Origin of the sequence: Polaromonas hydrogenivorans, assembly GCF_040105105.1 — a bacterium.
Taxonomy (GTDB): domain Bacteria; phylum Pseudomonadota; class Gammaproteobacteria; order Burkholderiales; family Burkholderiaceae_C; genus Polaromonas; species Polaromonas hydrogenivorans.
The window spans coordinates 3,840,438-3,859,316 of sequence record NZ_CP157675.1; the positions used below are offsets into that span (position 1 = coordinate 3,840,438).

Consider the following 18,879-nt stretch of genomic DNA (forward strand, 5'->3'; position numbering starts at 1 on the left):
GAAAGGTTTGTTTTTTGCCGGAAAGCCACCCGGTCATTGCTTTGGCAATAGCCCTTGGCCCCGAAGCCGGCATGCATGGGATGAAGCCTGGGCCGGGCGTTGACGCTCCGGAAACCCTGAATCAGGAAGCGCTGGCTTCCCCTTGCGGAAGCGACATGAAAAAACTGGCGCCCCCCTGGCCAGGACTTTCAGCCCATACCGTGCCGCCATGCACCTGCGCAACCCGCTTGATGATGGCCAGCCCCAGCCCGTTGCCCGGAAAGTCGGCTGAAGAGTGCAGGCGCTGAAACGCGGTGAAAAGATTGCCGCTGTAAACCGGATCAAATCCTGCGCCGTTATCGGCCACCAGCAACACCAGTTCACCCGGCGCCTTGCCGGGCAGCAGCCCGACCTTGATCCATGCCTCGGTCTTTTTGGAGGTGAATTTCCAGGCATTTTCCAGCAGGCAGGTCATGGCGGTCGTCAAAAGCCCCTTGTTCCCGACCAGCATCAGGCGGCTGTCCATCTCGATGGTCACGTCCCGGTCCGGGTCGCGCTTGCGCAAATCAGCGATCAATGAAAGGCAGACCGGTGCCAGATTGACCATTGCAGGAACTCCGGAGCGCAGCGGCAGCTGGGCGAGTGTTCGCAGGTCATCGACCAGCTTGGCCAGCTGGCTGATGCTGGCCTGAATGCGCCTGACATAGTGGCGGCCCTGGTCGTCCAGCACCAGCGAATACTTTTCAGCCAGCCTGGCGGCAAAGCCATGGGCCACATGCAGGGAGTCCTGCAAGTCACTGGACACGGCCTGGGTAAAGGTGAGCAGGTCATGCCGGACATTTTTCAGTTCGACCTGCTGGGCGACGAGTGTCTTTTGCAGTTCCGCATTGGCTCTTTTCAGGACGCCGTCAGCGAGATGCCGGTCGCTGATGTCGGCCAGGCTCACCAGCACTGCCTGATGGCCATCCCACTTGACCTGGCTCCAGGCCAGTTCAACCAGCACTTCCTTGCCGTCCATTTTTTTCTGCTTGCACAGCCGCATTTCAGACTGCTCTTCCTTGCCGGTCTGCAGGGAGCGCAGCAGTTCGGCACCTTCTCCCTGGGGAAAGAGCGCTTCCATGCCAAGCGTCATGAAAACCTTGCGGGCAATGCCGTAGAACTTGACGGCCGCCTGGTTGACGGCAAAGATTCGAAGCGTGGTTCGGTCAAAGACCCACATGACATTCGGATTGGCTTCAAAAATCAGCTGGTTGTAGCGTTTGCTGTCTTCCAGCAGGCGCTGGTATTTTTGGGCGGGGCCCGCTTCGCGCAGGTTGACGACGTAACCTGCCGGGCATCGCCTGAAGGTGTATTCGACCCAGCTGTTTTCAAAACTCTCATGGGCAATAAAGCTATGCCGGTCCGCAGAATCCAGAGCCAGCTCGGTGGCCTCTTCGTTCTGCTTGGCAACTTCCTCGGGCACCACGTCCCACAAGCTGTAGCCGCTGATGGCGGACAGCGAGGTGTGCAGGAACTCAAGCGCCGGAGCATTGGCGTCAAGGATGACGGCTTTGTCGTCAAGAAGCACGATGCCATCGAGGGTCAGGTCCAGGGATCCCCATTCTGGCTGCGCTGCCGGCAGGATGGAATTGGCACTCTGCAAGCTCACGTCGGGCAAGTTACCTGCGGGGGTCAACCGGAACTTGTCCAGAAATCGGCTCATGGATGGCAGTCTGGTGGCATGCAATCAAGGGCTGGAGAAAGGGGGAAAGCAATCAGCGCCATTTGGCATTGGCCATGACCAGTGCGGTGACGTAGCCTTGCAGCCAGTCAAAATTGACCGGTTTTTGAACCAGGCGCGCTTGTGGCGGAAGGCCGCCACGGGCGGCAATGGCCTCGACCGCCATGCCGCTGATCACCACAATCTGCATGTCTGCAAGATGCTGGTTGCGTTTGATGGTTCTGAGCATCTCGATGCCATCGACGCCCGGCATCGACAAGTCAGCAATGAGCAAATCCGGCCGCATGCTGGCGATATCCATCAGCGCATCCAGCGCCGATGACATCCAGGTGCAGTCAACCGGCAGATCCCACTCGTCAAAATGGCAGCGGTACAAATCCCGCGCGGCCTCGTCGTCTTCCACCACCAGCACGCGCAAACGGTGCTTGGGATGAAGATCGGCCCGCGAGAGCTGCGGGCTGTATTTGGTCAGGTAGGCATTGAGGGAATGCAGGGAAATCCGCCGGTGGCCGCCCAGCGTCTTCCAGGCTTCGATTTCACCTTTTTCAACCAGCGACTGGACCGTGGCGACAGACAACCCGAGCACCTTGGCCGCATAACTCGTGCCGCAGTAATCCTCGCTTGAAAAATCAGTCGCGGTTATGGCCGCCTCGAAGGTTTTTGGTTCACGCAGCATCACGGCACTTTAAGAAGTTTAAATTTGTCACAGATGTAATCTTAATCAATTTACAGATTTTTATCTGTAAAGAAAGAAAATTCCTATTCCAAATGCACAAACTGGCAAACCATCAACTTGCGTCGTATGCCTTGCCTTGGGGCAGCGTAAAAAAGAAAGTGGCGCCACAGGCAGGCGCTGACTCAGCCCATATGCGCCCGCCATGCCGCTTGATGACGCGGCTGACGGTTGCCAGCCCGATGCCGGTTCCCGAGAACTCGGAAGCCGCATGCAAGCGCTGGAAAGGGTCAAACAGCTTGTCTGAATAAGCCATGTCAAAGCCCGCGCCGTTATCCCTGACAAAAAATACCGGCAACCCGGCCGCATCGAATGTTTGACCCACGCTGATGTTGGCCTGTGCTGTTTGCGAGGTGAATTTCCAGGCGTTGGCCAGCAGGTTTTCCATCACTATCCTGACAAGCGGCCTGTCACCCTGCGCCTGCAAGCCGCTTTCCACGGTCACCGTGACCTGGCGCTCGGGCTGGCGGATTTGCCATTCATCCAGAAGGCTGCGGGCCATGAACGACAGATCGACCCGTTCAGTATGCAACCTGGCGCGCGTTACCTGCGACAAGGACAGCAAATCCTCGATCAATTGCCCCATCTGGGCCACGCCCGCCTGGATGCGCGCCAGATAGTGCCTGACCTTCGCGTCCGCCTCACCCTCCAGTTGCTGCGCCAGTTGCTTGGCCAGCAAGCGGCTGAAGCCGTCAACGGTGTTGAGCGGCGAGCGAAGGTCATGCGAGACGGAATAAGAAAAAGCTTCGAGTTCCTGGTTTGACAGTCGCAAGGCCGCCTCGATGGCCTTGATTTCCGTGATGTCGGCATCAATGCCCACCCAGAAGGCGACCTTGCCCTGCTCGTCAAGCACCGGCGAGCCTCGGTAGGCCATGGTGTGACAGCTGCCGTCTTCGGCCAGCAGGCGCCGCACGCCTGCGTAAGAGGACTGGCTGGCCCTGGCGATTTTCCAGCTGGACTGGATGTCGGACACATCGTCAGGATGAATGACGGCAAGCCACTGCAAGCCGGTCCAGTCCTCAAGTTTTCCGCCCATGAGGTCGAACCATGCGCGGTTGAAATAGGTGGCTTCCCCATCGGGGCTGGCGGTCCACACCAACTGCGGCGCCTGCTCGGCCAATGCCCGGAACAGGGCTTCCTGACGCGCCAGCGCAACGGTACGCTCGGCCACTTTTTGCTCCAGGCCGGCATTCAGCTGGCTAATCTCTTCCAGGAGTCTTGAGTTTTCCAGGCCGGCGGAGGCCAGGTGGCTCAGTTCCAGCGCCACATATTCATCCTGCTTGGTGAACTCGCCCTCGTACTTGTCGGACAGTTGGAGCAGGCCGATGTTTTTTCCATTTTTTCCAATCAGGGGCACCGCCAGCCAGCCACGCATGGGCGGATGTTTGCCCGCATGGCCGCCAAAGCCAGGCCAGCGAGGATGTGCCTCAAGCTCGGCCTGGGTCATGCGCATCAAACGGTTGCTCTCACCCACCACGGCCTGGATGTCGCTGCCGTCAGCCGGTTTTATCAGGCTGCGGTAGGGTTCATATTTTTCAGACAGTGACAGCGCATGCGTCATTTGCAAGGGATTGCCGTCCACGCTCAGGCTCACCACCGCCTGATGCGTGCCAATCACGCCGCGCGCCTGGTCGGCAATTTCCTGCATCGTGCCTTCCAGCGTCTGGTGCCAGGTGATGGCCTGGGCTGCGTCTGCCGCGCGCTGCAATGTGAACAGGTAGTCCTGGGTTTCCTTTTCGGCCTTGTCCTGGGCGGTTTTGTCCATCGCGACGACAAGGCGCGCCGCCCGGCCGGCATACTGAATCGGCTGCGACACGGTCTCGACCGAAAACAGGGAAGCATCCCTGCGCAGATCGTGCCACAAGGCCTTTTTTCGTAACGGATTGTCCAGCCACTGGCGCAGGTACGCATGTTCAGCCTCGGGCCGAATGTCAAAAATCGTCATCGACAGGAATTCCGCAGCCGAATAGCCATAGGCCTGGACCGCCGCCTGGTTCACGGCCAGGAAGCGTGTCGTGGCGCTGTCGTACACCCACATCGGAAGGGGCACCATTTCCAGCAGTTCCGCATAGCGCTGCTCACTGTCGATGAGCGCCTGTTCGGCAAGCTTGCGCTGCGTGATGTCCTGAATCACCCCGGTGCGCTGCGTTGATGCATGCCCATCGGGGTTGAAATGAACCCGGCCAAACTGATGAATCCAGCAAATCCGTCCCCCTGGCGCGATGACGCGGAACTCGCAATCCAGCGCGGTTCCGGCCCGAACCGCAGCATCGCGGACCACCGTGAAAGCCTCACGGTCAGACGGATGAATCCAGTTGAGAAAGCTCTGATAAGTGCCGTCAAGCTGGGTACGGTCGATGCCGAACAACTCGTAAACCTCGTCGGACCAGGAAATCTGCTGGGTTGCAAGATCAATCTGCCAGTAGCCGATGCGCGCAAGGCTTTGCGCGTCCTTCAACCTTTCCCGGGCAGCCTGGCTGCTGGCCAGTTCAGCCTCAAGCGCCGCCTGATGCGCCTGCACGGACTCGGCCATGCGGTTGAATCCGACGGCGATCTGCATCAGCTCCTGGCTGGCATGCACCGATTGAGTCGGGATGCGCACATCAAGCCGGCCTTGCTGGAGCTGCCGGGTCGCCTCAAGAATGTCAGCGGCGGGCTTCACAATGGTGCGGCTGCCCAGTACCCAGGCCATCCATCCACCCAAGAAAGCCACCAGCGCCAGCGCACCCAGTTCCAGCCACATCTGGCGCCGGCTGGGCTCCAGGATCGTGCTGCGGTCCATGCCGACCGCCACGAAAAAGGCGGTGTCGGCCTGGGAACTGCTGGGCATGAAGGCCCAGAGCTGATGCTGGCCCGCAGCATCCAGGCCGTCGCGCACCCCCGTTTCCAGCGTTCTGACCGCTTCCTGCAGAACCGGGCTGCCGGTCTTTTGTCCAATGGCGATGGGAATGCCGCTGGTCCCGGCCAGCAAGGTGCCATATCGGTCATGGATTCCCAGCTTGGCACCGGCTGGCAACTCGATGGCGGCGATTGACCTGGCCATGCTCGACAGGTCGAGTGAGGCATAGGCCACAAAGGAAACACGGCCTTGCACGTCGAGCACCGGCAAGGCAAACGTCACGGAAGGCTTGCCCGTAATACGCCCCACGATGTACTCGCCGGCAAAAAAATTGCGCCGGGCGACGGCTTCACGAAAATACAGGCGATCACCAAAAAACGCCCGCGCAGCTCCCTGGGAACCTTCCGCGAGTGCGTGGCAGCGCGCATAGCCATCCATGCCGACAACACCGAGGTTGATGTAGTCGGGCAAGCGCCGCTTGATCTCACCAAGGTAACGGTTGCAGGGCGCCGGCTGGCCCTGCTGGATGTCGGGAACCTGGCTGATGGCGATCAACAGCTGATGCACCGTCTCGGTCATCCGCTGCTGGTTTGAGGCGGCCAGCGAGACCGCGAACTTCAGGTTGTCAGTGGCCCGGCTGACGGCGGCATCCGCGTTCAGCTGGGCGTTGAAAATGGCCAGGCCAAACAACGGCGCCATGGCGGCCATCAACAGCAAAACAAGGCGCTGGCGCAGGGTCAGCTGCAATTTCATGGTGGGGAGGCTTGCAGGCGCAGCACTTCAACCCACGGGTTTTGGCTAATAAAGGTATCGCCAACCGTCAAGCCGCCGCCAGCGACTCATTCACACCCAGCCAGTACGCCTGCAAACGATTGAGTTTTTCGGTGAAATCGACAAAATCGACGGGCTTGCGAACAAAACTGTTGGCCCCGCTCTGGTAGCAGGCGACCATGTCCGAATGTTCACTGGAAGAAGTCAGCATGATCACGGGCACCAGCGCCGTCAGGGGATTGCTGCGAACGCTGCGCAAGACGTCAAGCCCGGAGAGCTTGGGCAGCTTCATGTCGAGCAGGATAAAGGCCGGTTGCCGGCGCACATCGCGGCCCGCGTGCTGGCCCTGGCCAAACAGGTAGTCAAGTGCTGCGGCGCCATCGCGGGCCACGGCAATCTCGGCGCTCAAGCCCAACTCCTCCAGTGTTAATACTGTCAGTTCCAGATGGTCCGGGTTGTCTTCAACAACAAGTATCAGCTTATCCGACATGCGTATTTTTCCAAAGTTAGCCACAAATTGTAGTCACTTTCAACTATTCGCAGAATTTGATTGATGTCTCGGAACTTTCTGTTTCTTACAAAAATATCACCATTCACCGTTTTGAATTACCAGCGCGGGATGACTTCATCCTTGAGCTGGCGTCGCAATGCGGCATGGTTGGGCATGACGCCATGCACGGTGGCCCAGAAATGCGGGCTGTGGTCCATGAAGCGAAGGTGGCTGAGTTCGTGAACCACCACATAGTCCACCACGGCCGGACTGAAATGCACCAGTCGCCAGTTGAGCCGGATGGCGCCGCTGGTACTGGCGCTGCCCCAGCGCGTGGCGGCGCTGGAAAGGCTGAGCTTGCGCCACTCGACACCGAGTTGCGCCGCGAAAAAATCAAGCCGGGCGCTAAAAAGCTGCCGGGCCTGCTGCAGGAGCCAGGCCTGCACAGCGAGTTGAATCTGGCCCGGCGTGGCATCGGGCGGCAGCTTGATGCGCAGGATTCGCGCGGCTTCGGCGCTTGCGGACCCGGCTTCCAGGGCGGTATGAAGCTGGCATGAATCCAGAACCACCCGGACGGACTCGCCCAGAAAAGGAAAGGTGGCGCCCTCCTGCCAGTCAATCCGTGCCGATTCCAGCTGGCGGTGCCGCTCGTGCGTCTCATGCAGTTTCTTGAGAATCCAGCCCGACTTGCCTTGCACGGCCTGGTCGATTTCATACAGCGGCACCCATTTCGGCGCACTCACGGCCAGCCCCTCGGCACCGACGGAAAAGCCGATGGTCCGGCGCTTGCGGCGTTTGACCTCATAGGCCACCAGCCGGCCATCAAGCACGATTTCGCGCGTGGCGCGCGGGTGGCGAAAGGCGGCCAGCGCTGGAAGCACGGGATTTGCTACTGTTTCGATAGCTGCCTGTGCTTGCTCCACCTGCGCAGAAGGCCTATTTTGTACCGAATCCGAAGCTTGGGCAGCGCTGGCAAGGCTGCCGGCGGGCGCGGCACGGTCAGGCCCGAAAAGATCAAGCGTCAGCTGGACAAGCCTGCGCGCCATCGCCGCCGGTTGCCGTGCCTGGCGCGTCACCTTCATCCCCTCAGGAGCGAACCCTGGCGGGCGTGGCGTCACGGCCGGCATAGGCTTCGGGGTCAAGGCGGCGCATTTCGGCCTCGATCCAGGCTTCGACTTCGCGCATCAACTCGTCGGGCTTGCGGCCCGCGCTGGGAATCGGCTTGCCGATCGAGATATCGACAATGCCCGGCTTCTTGATGAAGGCCTTGCGCGGCCAGCACCTGGCCGATGTCACGGCAATCGGGATCACCGGCGCGCCGGTTTCGATGGCCAGCCGGGTGCCGCCCGACTTATAGACGCCTTTCTGGCCCCGGTTGATGCGCGTCCCCTCGGGAAACATGATGACCCAGGTGCCTTGCGCCATCAGGCGCTTTCCCTGCGCGACGACCTTGCTGAAGGCCTGCGTGCGCTGGCTGCGGTCAATGTGAATCATGTCCATGCGTGCCATCGCCCAGCCAAAAAATGGAATATAGAGCAGTTCCTTCTTGAACACATAGGCCAGCGGGTGCGGCATGATCGCCGGCATGGTCAGCGTCTCCCAGGTGGACTGGTGCTTGACCAGCAGGACGGCTGCGCTTTTTTCGCCGCTGGGCAGGTTTTCCAGGCCGCTCACGCGGTTCTTGATGCCCAGGATCAGGGTGCCGCTGTCAACCGCCAGCTTGAGCCAGCGGGCGCACATCCAGTACATGGTGGTGCTGTTGACGAACAGCGAGGCGATGACCACGAACAGCGCCCACGGAATCACGGTAAGGGTCAGCCACAGCATGTGCAGGACGGAGCGAATCAGGGGCATGGCAAAGGGTTCCGGCAGGGTTGGTTGGGTTATTTTTCGGGATTCAGGCGCCAAGGCGGTGCACCTAAGTCTGAATATATGATGTTTCAGGCCTTTTGCGCAGATGATACGGGCGCAGGTAGCTATTATTTTTATAGCATCAGCGGCTGGCGGCTTCAGACTGGGCCGCGCGCGCCAGGACGAAGTCGGCAAATGCCGCCAGGTCCTGGTGCACCCGCGTTCCATCCGGTAAACCTTCGGGCGGCGCCATGCCCCGGTATTTTTGCGATTTGCCGGTGAGCACCAGGTGCGGCTCGCACCCGGCGGCCGCGCCCGCGACGACATCACGCAGCGAGTCGCCCACCATGGGAACGCCTTTGAGCGGCACGCCAAAACGCATGCCGATCTGCTCAAGCAGCCCGGGCTTGGGCTTGCGGCAGTGGCAGTTTTCATCGGCGGTGTGCGGGCAGTAAAACACCGCGTCAATCCGTCCGCCCTGCAGCGCCAGCAGCTTGTTCATCTTGGCGTGCATGGCATTGAGCGAGACCACGTCGAACAGGCCGCGCCCCAGTCCCGACTGGTTGGAGGCAATCACCACATGCCAGCCGGCATGGTTGAGCCGCGCAATCGCTTCGAGCGCACCGGGCAGCGGCAGCCACTCCTCGGGCGTCTTGACGAAGTCGTCGCTGTCGCTGTTGATCGTGCCGTCGCGGTCGAGGATGACTAGTTTCATGGGGAGGCCCATCAATGGGAATCGGTGGCTGGCGACGCTTGCCAGCCGGTGACGAACAGGCCACTGAAGCGGCCGGGGGCGATTTGCAGCGCCACGGTGTCGCCGAGCTTGAGAGGCGCGGCCCTGGCATCGTCGATCAGCAGGCGCTGCGGAATTTCAAGGCCTGCGACCTGCAGCACCAGTTCGGTGCCGCCCAGGCTGCGCAGGCTGGGCGGCTTGAACTTGGTGGTCACGATCCGGGCCGTCACGGGCGCTGAAGGTGCGGTGGCCGCTGCGTTCATGCCCTGCAAGAAAAGCCCCTGCCGGTTCAGGTGCCGCTCAAGCATCGCGCCGCTGCCAAACAGCCAGAGCAGCAGCCAAGCGCCGCCGATCACCGGCATGACGCGGCGCCAGCCCAGCCGGCGAATCACCAGCCCCGCGGCGACCAGCACGGCCAGCGCCAGCGCCACCGGCCAGAGCAGGTCCAGCATGCCTGTCGTGGTCGAAACCGGCGCCAGCGAAAGGGCCGGCGTCGCGTTCTGGCGGTCGTCAGCCAGTTGCAGCAGCCAGCGCACCGCGACCATGAAGGCGGGCGGCCCGAACAGCAGCCAGGCGGTGCGCTGCGAGGTCCAGCCGGAAAGCGCCGTCGCCGCAGGGGAAAGTCCGGTGTCCGGGCGCGTCATGGATTCGGCTGAATGCACGGCCAGTTCAGGCGACCAGACGCGACAGGTCGGCCACCCGGTTCATCGCGTCATGCAGGCTTTTGAGCAGCCCCTGGCGGTTCAGGCGCAGGTCGAGTTCTTCGGCGTTCACCATCACGCCGTCGAAGAAAGCATCGACCGGCGCGCGCAGGGCCGCCAGGGTTTGCAGCGAAGCGGTGTAGTCGCTGGCGGCAAACTGCGCGTTGGCCTGGGGAACGATGTCTTTCATCGCGGCGTACAGGGCGATTTCAGCCGGTTCCCTGAGCAGCAGTTCGCTGACATGCGGGTCCACTTCCAGCGTTTTCTTGAGGATGTTGCCGATGCGCTTGTTGGCTGCGGCCAGCGCAGGGGCTTCAGGCAGCGCGGCGAAGGCGCGAACGGCGGCTAGGCGCTTGGGCACATCGCCGAGGCGCTGCGGTTTTTGGGAGACGACTGAATCGACTTCCTGGGCGCTGAAGCCTTGTTCGCGCAGGGAGCCGGATAGGCGGTCGTAGATGAAGTCGAGCAAGGGAGCCAGATTCCATTCACTGGACTTCATCAATCCGACATTACCGTCAGGCAGCTTTATCCATATATCGCCAAATACGATTTTCGCAGATTCAATTAACTCGGCTAGGCCCAGCGACAAGTCTTTTTCAACCAGCATCCGGATCACGCCCAGCGCATGGCGGCGCAGCGCGAACGGGTCTTTGTCACCCGTGGGCAGGTTGCCAATGCCGAACATGCCGACCAGCGTTTCCAGCTTGTCGGCCAGCGCCACGACCACGCCCACTTCACCACGCGGCAACTCGTCACCGGCAAAGCGCGGCTTGTAATGATCTTCAATCGCATCGGCGATATCTTGCCGAACCGCATCATTGAGCGCGTAGTAACGTCCCATCGTGCCTTGCAACTCAGGGAATTCGCCCACCATGTCAGTGACAAGATCAGCCTTTGCAAGCTGGGCTGCACGCTGAGCGTGAATCGCCAACGCTGAATCCCCTTCGACCGCAGCCAGCTTCATGCCAATTTGATAGGCGATATCACCAACGCGTCTCATGCGATCGCCTAAGGTGCCCAGCTTGTTGTGATAAACAACTTTGCCCAGGCCTTCAACGCGCGAAGCCAGCGTCTTCTTGCGGTCCTGGTCAAAAAAGAACTTCGCATCGGCCAGGCGCGGGCGCACCACGCGTTCGTTGCCGCCGATGACAAAGCTGGCGTCTTCGGGGCTGATGTTGCTGACGACGAGGAACTTGTTCGTCAGTTTCCCCGAGGCATCCAGCAGCGGAAAGTATTTCTGGTTCGCCTTCATCGTCAGGATCAGGCATTCCTGCGGCACATCGAGGAACTCTTTTTCAAACTCGCAGACCAGCACGTTGGGCCGCTCGACCAGCGCGGTCACTTCGTCAAGCAGGGCGTCGTCTTCAATCGGCTGGACGCCGCCGCCCAGTTCGGCGGCCGCCTCGGCCAGCTGGCGCGCGATCTCGGCCTTGCGCTGGGCAAAGCTGGCGATCACCGCGCCGTCGATTTCCAGCGTGACGGCGTAGCTGTCGGCGTCCACCAGCAGCACCGGATCAACGGCGGCTTCAAAACGGTGGCCATGCGTGGTGTTGCCGGCCGTCAGGCCCAGCACCTTGACGGGCACCACGGTGCTGCCATGCAGCGCGACCAGGCCGTGCGCCGGACGCACGAAATTCACGCTGGTCCAGCCGGGCAGCTCGCAGTCGGTTTGCAGCTGGTAGCTCATGACCTTCGGAATCGGCAGCTTGGCAATCGCTTCTTCCAGCGCTTTTTGCAGGCCGGTATCTAACGTGGCGCCGGTCACCAGGCTGTTGTAGAACAGCGCTTCGGCCTTGCCATCGGGTGCGCGTATCAAGGCGGCGACAGCGGCCACCGGATCGGACAGGTCGGCGCCCAGCGCCTGCAGCCTTTTCAGCAGCGCGGGCGTGGCGTGGCCGGCGCTATCGAGCCCGACCGACACCGGCATGAGTTTTTGCTGCACGGCCTTGTCGGAGGCCTTGAGCCAGACGTGGCTGATGTGCGCGGCCAGGCGGCGCGGCGAGGCATACGCCGTGACCACCGATTCAGCCGTGGCCAGGCCCAGCGCCTTGAGCTGCTCGGCCAGCACGCCGGCAAAGGCATCGCCGAGCTTCTTGAGCGCCTTGGGCGGCAGCTCTTCCACGAACAACTCGACCAGAAGGTTTTTGGTGGTCATGGTTCAGGCGCCCTTCTTCGTCGTCGTCTTGCTTGTTTTTGTCATCTGTTCCACCCATTCGCGCGGCGCGAGGGGGAAACCCAGGCGCTCGCGGCTCTCGTAATAGCTTTGCGCAACGGCACGCGCCAGGTTGCGGATGCGGCCGATGTAGGCGGCGCGCTCGGTCACGCTGATGGCGCCGCGCGCGTCGAGCAGATTGAAGCTGTGTCCCGCCTTGAGCACCTGCTCGTAGGCCGGCAAGGCCAGTTGCTGCTCGACCAGGTGCTTGGCCTGCTTTTCATGCGCGCTGAAGGCGGTGAACAGGAAGTCGGTATCGGAATGCTCGAAGTTGTAGGTCGATTGCTCGACCTCGTTCTGCTTGTACACGTCGCCATAGGTCAAGCCGTCGGTCCACGTCAGGTTATAGACGTTGTCCACGCCCTGCAAATACATCGCCAGGCGCTCCAGGCCGTAGGTGATTTCGCCGGTGGCCGGCTTGCAGTCGATGCCGCCGACCTGCTGGAAGTAGGTGAACTGCGTCACCTCCATGCCATTGAGCCAGACTTCCCAGCCCAGGCCCCAGGCGCCCAGCGTCGGGTTTTCCCAGTCGTCCTCGACGAAACGGATGTCGTTTTTCTTCAGATCGAAGCCCAGCGCTTCGAGGCTTCCCAGGTACAGCTCCAGGATGTTGGCGGGCGCCGGCTTGAGCACGACCTGGTACTGGTAGTAGTGCTGCAGGCGGTTCGGGTTTTCGCCATAGCGGCCGTCTTTCGGGCGGCGGCTCGGCTGCACATAGGCCGCTTTCCACGGCTCGGGGCCAAGCGCTCTTAAAAATGTAGCGGTATGCGAAGTCCCGGCGCCGACTTCCATGTCATAGGGCTGCAAAAGCGCGCAGCCCTGGTCGGCCCAGTAGGACTGCAGTTTCAGGATGATTTGCTGGAAAGTGAGCATAAAAAGGGGCCGTGGCAAAAAACGTATAGCCGCCTATTATCGTCACCGCTCAGGCAAAAAGCCCCCGGCGCGCTGGGCACCGGGGGCTTTTGCTATTCAAGCGATGGCCCGCTGCGGGTCAAATCCTGTCAGGCGATGGCGCTGCTACTCTCAATATTCCCAGAAAATGCGTTGCAGTTCCTTGGTGTCGCTGGTCTTGGTCAAAGCCACCATGGCCAGGATGCGGGCCTTTTGTGGGCGCAGATCGTGCGCAACCACCCAGTCGTACTTGTCGTCAGGCTGCTCGGCATTGCGCAGCACAAAGCCGTCAGGCACGCGCGAGCTGCGAATCACGATGGCGCCATCGGCACGCGCTTTTTGCAGGTAAGGCACGATGCGATTGGCGACCGAGCCATTGCCGGGGCCGCCATGGATCAGCGCCTTGATGCCGCTTTTGCCCAGCGCTTCGATGGCGGTGGGGGCAACGCCCTCATAACCCATGGCGATTTCCACATTCGGCAACGAGTCGATGGTGTCGATGTCGAACTCGGAGTTCATGGTGTGGCGTTTGACCGGGGCGCGGAACCAGTAGTTCTTGCCTTCAACGATCAGGCCCAGCGGGCCCCACTGGCTCGAAAAGGCGTTGGTCTTGATGTTGACGTTCTTGCTCACATCGCGGCCGCTGTCGATGGTGTCGTTCATGGTCAGCAGCACGCCCTTGCCCATGGCGTCCTTGCTGCCGGCCACCGAGACGGCACCAAACAGATTCAGCGCGCCGTCGGCTGACAGGGCGGTGCCGGGGCGCATCGAGGCGACCATCACGATGGGCTTGTTGGTGCGCTCCACCAGGGTCAGGAAGTAGGCGGTTTCTTCCACTGTGTCGGTGCCGTGGGTGATGACGATGCCGTCCACATCGGCCTGCTTGGCCAGGGCCGAGACGCGCTTGGCCAGGGTCAGCAGGTTTTCATTGGTCAGGCTTTCAGAAGCGACCTGAAACACCTGCTCGCCGCGCACATTGGCTACGGTGGCCAATTCGGGCAGACCGGCAATCAGCTTGTCCACACCCACTTTGGCGGCGGCGTAGGTCGCGCTGTTCAGGGCCGAGGCGCCAGCGCCGGCAATCGTGCCGCCGGTGGCCAGAATCACCACATTGGGCTTGGCGGCCTGCGCCATGGCCAGGGAAGCCATGGCGGCCAGCCCCAGGCCGGTCACGAGTTTTGCGATTTTCAGTTGCAGTTGCGTTTGCATGAAGTGTTTCTCAAAGGTTGATAGGGATTTCAGGATTGCCAGACGAGCTGATGCAAGGGCCATGCCATCAAGACCTTACGCGGTCTTGACACCAGGCGCCAAGGCTGGCCCATCGTAATGAGGCCGGCAGCGCATGGCGATGCATAATGCGGCGCCGGGTGTGACTAAAACTCATACCCCCTCAGTCCTGCCTACCACCTGCACGGCCGCCATGAACCTCAGGCAACTCGAAGTCTTTCAGGCCGTCATGCAAACCGGCAACATGAGCGCGGCCGCGCGGCTGATCTGCATCACGCCCTCGGCGGTCAGCAAAACCATCGGGCACACCGAGCTGCAACTGGGCTACAAGCTGTTCGTCAGGGCCAAGGGCACGCTGGCGCCCACGCCCGAGGCGCGCGTGCTGTTTGAAGAGTCCACCCTGATCCACCGCAAGCTCGACGAACTCAAGCGCATGGCCATCAACCTGCGCCAGGTGGATGGCGGACAGGTGCGGCTGGCGGCCCTTCCGTCCATCAGCCATGAGTTCTTGCCGCTGGTGCTGGAGCAGCATTTGACGCGCTATCCGCGCGTCAATGTGGAGGTGCGCACGCTGCACCAGGACCAGATGGTGGAGGCGCTGCTGACCCGGCGCGTGGACTTTGCCCTGGGTTTTTACACGCATCCGCACCCGCTGCTGACCAATACCGTGCTGGTGAGCGGCCTGCTGCACCTGGTCGTCAAGGCCGACATCTGGGAGCGCGCGGTGCGGGCGCGGCGCCAGAACCCGATGACTTTCCTGACCAGCATGCCGCTGGTCCGGCTGGTGGGCGAAGACCCGATGTGCCAGTCGATTGACGCGCTGGCCCGCCACCTGGGCCACTCGGCCCCGGCAGGCGTGCAGGTGCATACCTCGCGGCTGGCGCTGGAATTGGTCAGACGGGGCATGGGCTGGACGGTGGTGGACTTCCTGACCGCGCGCAATCTCGATGCGTCGCTCACGGCCGTGCCGCTGCATGACTTTGCGTCGATTTCGCTGCAGATGTATGTGGCCACCAGCACGCCGCCCAGCCAGGACGCCCTGCGCATGGTGGGCATGCTGCCCGGCTTGCTGCACCAGATGATGGAACACAACAGCCCGCCGCCCCGCCGGGAATGAACTCAGCGGCGCCGGCCCAGGAAGGCCAGCCCCGTCACCGCCAGGCCCAGCGCCCACAGCGGCCAGAGCCCGAATCGCCCGACCCACCAGGCGTAGGGCGTGATGCCGCTGCGGCCCTGCACCTCGCCCGTCAGCGCGCCCCGGGTGTGGCGCGGCAGCGAATGCGTGACCTCGCCTAGGCGGTTGATGATGACGGTGGCGCCGGTGTTGGTGGCGCGAATCATCGGCCGGCCAAACTCCAGCGAGCGCATGCGCGAGATCTGCAAATGCTGGTCAATCGCCACGGTGTTGCCGAACCAGCCGATATTGCTGAGGTTGACGAACATCGTCGGCGCCTGGCGCCCATCGACAAAGCGCGCGCCCAGTTCCTCGCCGAACAAATCCTCGTAGCAGATGTTGGGCGCCAGCCGCTGGCCCTGCCAGGCAAACGAGGGCTGGCCCACCGCGCCGCGGTTGAAGTCGCCCAGCGGGATGTTCATCAGCTTGATGAACCAGTGAAAGCCGGGCGGAATCACCTCGCCAAAAGGCACCAGGTGATGCTTGTCGTAGCGGTAAGGTTCAGGCGGCGCCAGCGACGCAGCCTGGCCGGGCTGCACCGGCTTCAAACCAATCACTGAATTCGAATAGCCGGTGTCGTAGTCGCCCAGCGGCAGGCCGATCAGCGCGGCCTGGTCGCCGGTGGCAAAGCGCGTCTGCAGCGCCTGCCAGTAGCCCTCGGGCAATTGCTGCGGCAGCAGCGGCAGCGCGGTTTCAGGCGCCACCACCAGCGCGCCTTTGGCACCCTGCAGCTGTTCGCCATACCAGCGCAGCGCGGTGACAACGCCGGTGCCGCCCACGAATTTCTCGTCCTGGGGAATATTGCCCTGCAGCAGAGTGACCGACATCGGCTTGGCCAGTTGCGGATCAGGCTCGACATCGCCGACGTTATAAACCGGCAGCCAGGCGACGGTGACGCTCAGGGCCACACCCGCCAGCGCGGCCCGCCAGCGCGTTTTGGGCGCGAGCAAACAAAAAGCCAGCCAGGCAGCGACCAGCGCGGCCACAAAGGTCAATCCATGCACGCCGACCCAGGCGGCCAGCGGCCTGGCCCAGCCGTCCACATGCGCATAACCACCCTCGCCCCACGGAAACCCGGTGAAAAATTTGACGCGCGCCAGTTCGGCCAGCAGCCATGCCGCTGCAAAAAACAGAGCACGCCATGCAGCCTGGACGGGCGCAAAGGCCACAAACAACCCGCAAGCGGCAGCGTAGTACAGCCCCAGGAATGCGGCCAGCAGCACGATGGACAGCACCGCCAGCGGCGCAGCCAGTCCGCCGTACACATGCAGTGAAATGAACAGCCACCAGAAGGTGGCGCACTGCATGGCGACGGCAAACAGGCCGCCCAGCCAGGCGCCGCGCCGCCAGGAGCTGGCGCCATCGAGCTGCCCGGCCAGCAAGGCCAGCGCCAGCAACTGCAGCCAGCCCACCGGCTGGCCCTGGACCAGCCCCAGCATGGAGCCCAAGGGAAAGGGCCACGCCATGCTTGCTGCATGCGCACAACCAGCTATTAAAAAAATAGCAAACTGGAGCCATGCCAGCCGGTTGCGCGGCGGCTGGGTGGGGCGTTTCAAGCCTGCTGATCCGAAGCGGACGGGCGATGAAGACCTCATGCGCCCGATGGCCCGGGCTGGCGGCAAATCACCGGCTTCACAGGGCGTCGGACGTTTGAATGACAGCCGCAGGCGACACCTTGAACCAGCGCACGGCGCCGCCCTTGGTGTGCAGCACGGTGAACTGCAGGCCGGCCAATGCGTAATGCTCGCCGCGCTTGGGAACGTGGCCCATTTCATGCGCGACCAGGCCGCCAATGGTTTCGAAGTCGGTGTCCGGGAGCAGCACCTCGAACGACTCGTTGACCCGCTCGACCGAGGTGTCGCCGCTCACGCGGTAGGTATGGTCGGTCAGGGCAAAAATATCGCCCGCGTCTTCGGCAATGTCGAATTCGTCCTCGATCTCGCCGACGATCTGCTCCAGCACGTCTTCAATCGTGATCAGGCCGGCGACACGGCCGAACTCGTCGATCACAACGGCCAGGTGGTTATGGTTGCCCCGGAATTCGCGCAGCAGCTCGTTCAGTCCCTTGCTTTCGGGAACGAACACCGCCGGACGCAGCAGCGCCCGGATGTTGAGTTCGGGCGCGCGCTGGAGCTTGAGCAAGTCCTTGGCCATCAGGATGCCGATGATGTTTTCCTTTTCATCCTCGAACACCGGAAAGCGCGAATGGGCGGTGTCGATGATCAGGTGCAGCAGCTCATCGAAGGGCGCATTGATGTTGACCAGGTCCATGCGCGGCGCGGCCACCATGACATCGCCAGCCGTCATGTCGGCCATGCGGATCACGCCTTCGAGCATTTCGCGGCTTTGCTGGCCGATGACTTCGTTGTCCTGGGCTTCCACCAGGGTTTCGATCAATTCGTCCTTGGAGTCCGGACCGGGGTGGAGCATTTCAGCGAGCTTTTGCAAAAAGCCGCGCTTGTCTTCCGGCTTGGAAGACCGACTGGGAGGAACATCGGACACGTGAGGGCGGTCGGTAGTGGAGAAGCGGTCTAGGATAGCCGAAATTTTTGACAGCGTGCCGGTTTGGGTAACCTGGCGCCACGAAGAACATCCAGCAAAACGTAGAGCGCGGCCACCAGCGGCCGCAGCGCCGGGCCGTCCCAAGCAAGGCCAAGCCCCCTCGGGCAGCGCAGTACGCGAAGCGACAAGCGTGGGGGCTTCAGGACTCAGCGCCGGGCCGCCCCAAGCAAGGCCAGCCCCCTCGGGGGGCAGCGCATTACACGCAGTGAAAAGCGTGGGGGCTACTTTTTCATGCGGTCGCGGCTGTCCCGCACACCGCGCCTGACTTCCTGCAGCAGCGCCAGAAAACTCCAGAACTGCCGGGCCTGCACCTTGAGCCGGTAGTCGGTCTGCGCGATCTGCTCATCGAACAGCTCGCTCATGCGCGAATCCAGGTTCGCCGGCCGCAGCTTGAGGTAGGCTTCGGTTTCGGAGCCGTCGCGCTCCACCGTGGCGCCAGCCTTGCAGGCGATGCTCAACATGGCGGTGTTTTCGCTCAGCGCATGGATGAACATCATCTCGATGCCCTCATTGCGCGAATGCATCACGGCCCGGTCAAACAGGCGGGCGCCATAACCCCGGCCGCGCGCATGCGCCAGCACCGAAACGCCAAACTCGGCACAGCTCTTGAGTTCGGGATCGGTGGTAAAGGCCAGATGCGCCATGGCAATCAGCTCAAGCCTGCGGTTGTAAATGCCAAAAATTTCGTCACGCTCAAAATTGAGTCCGTCCACGTAACGCCGGATCTGCTCGTCATTGGCCGAGTAGCCAAAGCGCAGGTAACGGTCCTGGGGCTCAAGCGACAGCAAATGCGCGGCGATGCGCCCGCGGTGGCTGGGGCCGATGGAGCGGATCGGCACCATGACCGACGGGGCGCCAGGGCGAGATGCGCCGTCCTGCACGGGCGGGCGGAAAAACGCCTTGCTCGCCTGGAAGGATGCCTTTAAAAGTGTGCTGGGATGAACCATGCCCCAAATATAAGGGTTTCCCCTAGATCGATTGCTTTGTCGCGGAAAA

At 62.0% G+C, this 18,879-nt stretch carries 15 protein-coding genes; 1 reads left to right on the top strand and 14 read right to left on the bottom strand.

Features of this window, described 5'->3' with window-relative positions; genetic code table 11:
* Window positions 1–121 precede the first annotated feature (121 nt).
* From ABLV49_RS18510 to ABLV49_RS18560, 11 genes are all read right to left on the bottom strand, one after another.
* Window positions 122–1,681, bottom strand: a complete 1,560-nt coding sequence (locus tag ABLV49_RS18510; protein ID WP_349278746.1) for a sensor histidine kinase — start codon at window positions 1,679–1,681, stop codon at window positions 122–124.
* Between the two features lie 52 nt (window positions 1,682–1,733).
* On the bottom strand, window positions 1,734–2,375 hold the full coding sequence (locus ABLV49_RS18515; RefSeq protein ID WP_349278748.1) for a response regulator: 642 nt from the start codon (window positions 2,373–2,375) through the stop codon (window positions 1,734–1,736).
* A 112-nt stretch (window positions 2,376–2,487) separates the two neighbouring features.
* A complete protein-coding gene (locus ABLV49_RS18520; RefSeq protein ID WP_349278750.1) occupies window positions 2,488–6,024 on the bottom strand; it encodes a PAS domain S-box protein in 3,537 nt (1,178 codons plus the stop codon).
* Between the two features lie 67 nt (window positions 6,025–6,091).
* On the bottom strand, window positions 6,092–6,532 hold the full coding sequence (locus ABLV49_RS18525) for a response regulator (protein ID WP_349278752.1): 441 nt from the start codon (window positions 6,530–6,532) through the stop codon (window positions 6,092–6,094).
* A 116-nt stretch (window positions 6,533–6,648) separates the two neighbouring features.
* On the bottom strand, window positions 6,649–7,413 hold the full coding sequence (locus tag ABLV49_RS18530) for a M48 family metallopeptidase (RefSeq protein ID WP_349278754.1): 765 nt from the start codon (window positions 7,411–7,413) through the stop codon (window positions 6,649–6,651).
* Between the two features lie 205 nt (window positions 7,414–7,618).
* Window positions 7,619–8,386 carry a lysophospholipid acyltransferase family protein gene (locus tag ABLV49_RS18535; RefSeq protein ID WP_349278756.1) on the bottom strand — a complete coding sequence of 256 codons (768 nt, stop codon included), beginning with the start codon at window positions 8,384–8,386 and terminating at the stop codon, window positions 7,619–7,621.
* 139 nt (window positions 8,387–8,525) lie between these two features.
* Window positions 8,526–9,098, bottom strand: coding sequence for a D-glycero-beta-D-manno-heptose 1,7-bisphosphate 7-phosphatase (gmhB, locus tag ABLV49_RS18540; RefSeq protein WP_349278758.1), 573 nt, complete (start codon window positions 9,096–9,098; stop codon window positions 8,526–8,528).
* Between the two features lie 11 nt (window positions 9,099–9,109).
* Entirely contained in the window at window positions 9,110–9,778 is a 669-nt protein-coding gene (locus ABLV49_RS18545) for a hypothetical protein (protein WP_349278760.1), read from the bottom strand.
* Between the two features lie 7 nt (window positions 9,779–9,785).
* Window positions 9,786–11,972 carry a glycine--tRNA ligase subunit beta gene (glyS, locus tag ABLV49_RS18550; protein ID WP_349278762.1) on the bottom strand — a complete coding sequence of 729 codons (2,187 nt, stop codon included), beginning with the start codon at window positions 11,970–11,972 and terminating at the stop codon, window positions 9,786–9,788.
* Between the two features lie 3 nt (window positions 11,973–11,975).
* Window positions 11,976–12,902, bottom strand: a complete 927-nt coding sequence (gene glyQ, locus ABLV49_RS18555; RefSeq protein WP_011799865.1) for a glycine--tRNA ligase subunit alpha — start codon at window positions 12,900–12,902, stop codon at window positions 11,976–11,978.
* 150 nt (window positions 12,903–13,052) lie between these two features.
* On the bottom strand, window positions 13,053–14,069 hold the full coding sequence (locus ABLV49_RS18560; RefSeq protein WP_349281787.1) for a type II asparaginase: 1,017 nt from the start codon (window positions 14,067–14,069) through the stop codon (window positions 13,053–13,055).
* Between the two features lie 271 nt (window positions 14,070–14,340).
* Between ABLV49_RS18560 and ABLV49_RS18565 the strand changes: the two genes are divergently transcribed.
* Window positions 14,341–15,264, top strand: a complete 924-nt coding sequence (locus ABLV49_RS18565; protein ID WP_349278764.1) for a LysR family transcriptional regulator — start codon at window positions 14,341–14,343, stop codon at window positions 15,262–15,264.
* Window positions 15,265–15,266: 2 nt separating this feature from the next.
* On the opposite strand, the gene lnt is transcribed toward ABLV49_RS18565, so the two are convergent.
* The 3 genes from lnt to ABLV49_RS18580 form a co-directional block, all read right to left on the bottom strand.
* Window positions 15,267–16,916 carry an apolipoprotein N-acyltransferase gene (gene lnt / locus ABLV49_RS18570; RefSeq protein ID WP_415838209.1) on the bottom strand — a complete coding sequence of 550 codons (1,650 nt, stop codon included), beginning with the start codon at window positions 16,914–16,916 and terminating at the stop codon, window positions 15,267–15,269.
* A gap of 37 nt (window positions 16,917–16,953) precedes the next feature.
* Window positions 16,954–17,823: an HlyC/CorC family transporter gene (locus tag ABLV49_RS18575; RefSeq protein WP_349278768.1), complete on the bottom strand. Its 870-nt coding sequence runs from the start codon at window positions 17,821–17,823 to the stop codon at window positions 16,954–16,956.
* Between the two features lie 281 nt (window positions 17,824–18,104).
* Entirely contained in the window at window positions 18,105–18,830 is a 726-nt protein-coding gene (locus ABLV49_RS18580; RefSeq protein ID WP_349278770.1) for a GNAT family N-acetyltransferase, read from the bottom strand.
* Window positions 18,831–18,879: the final 49 nt, after the last annotated feature.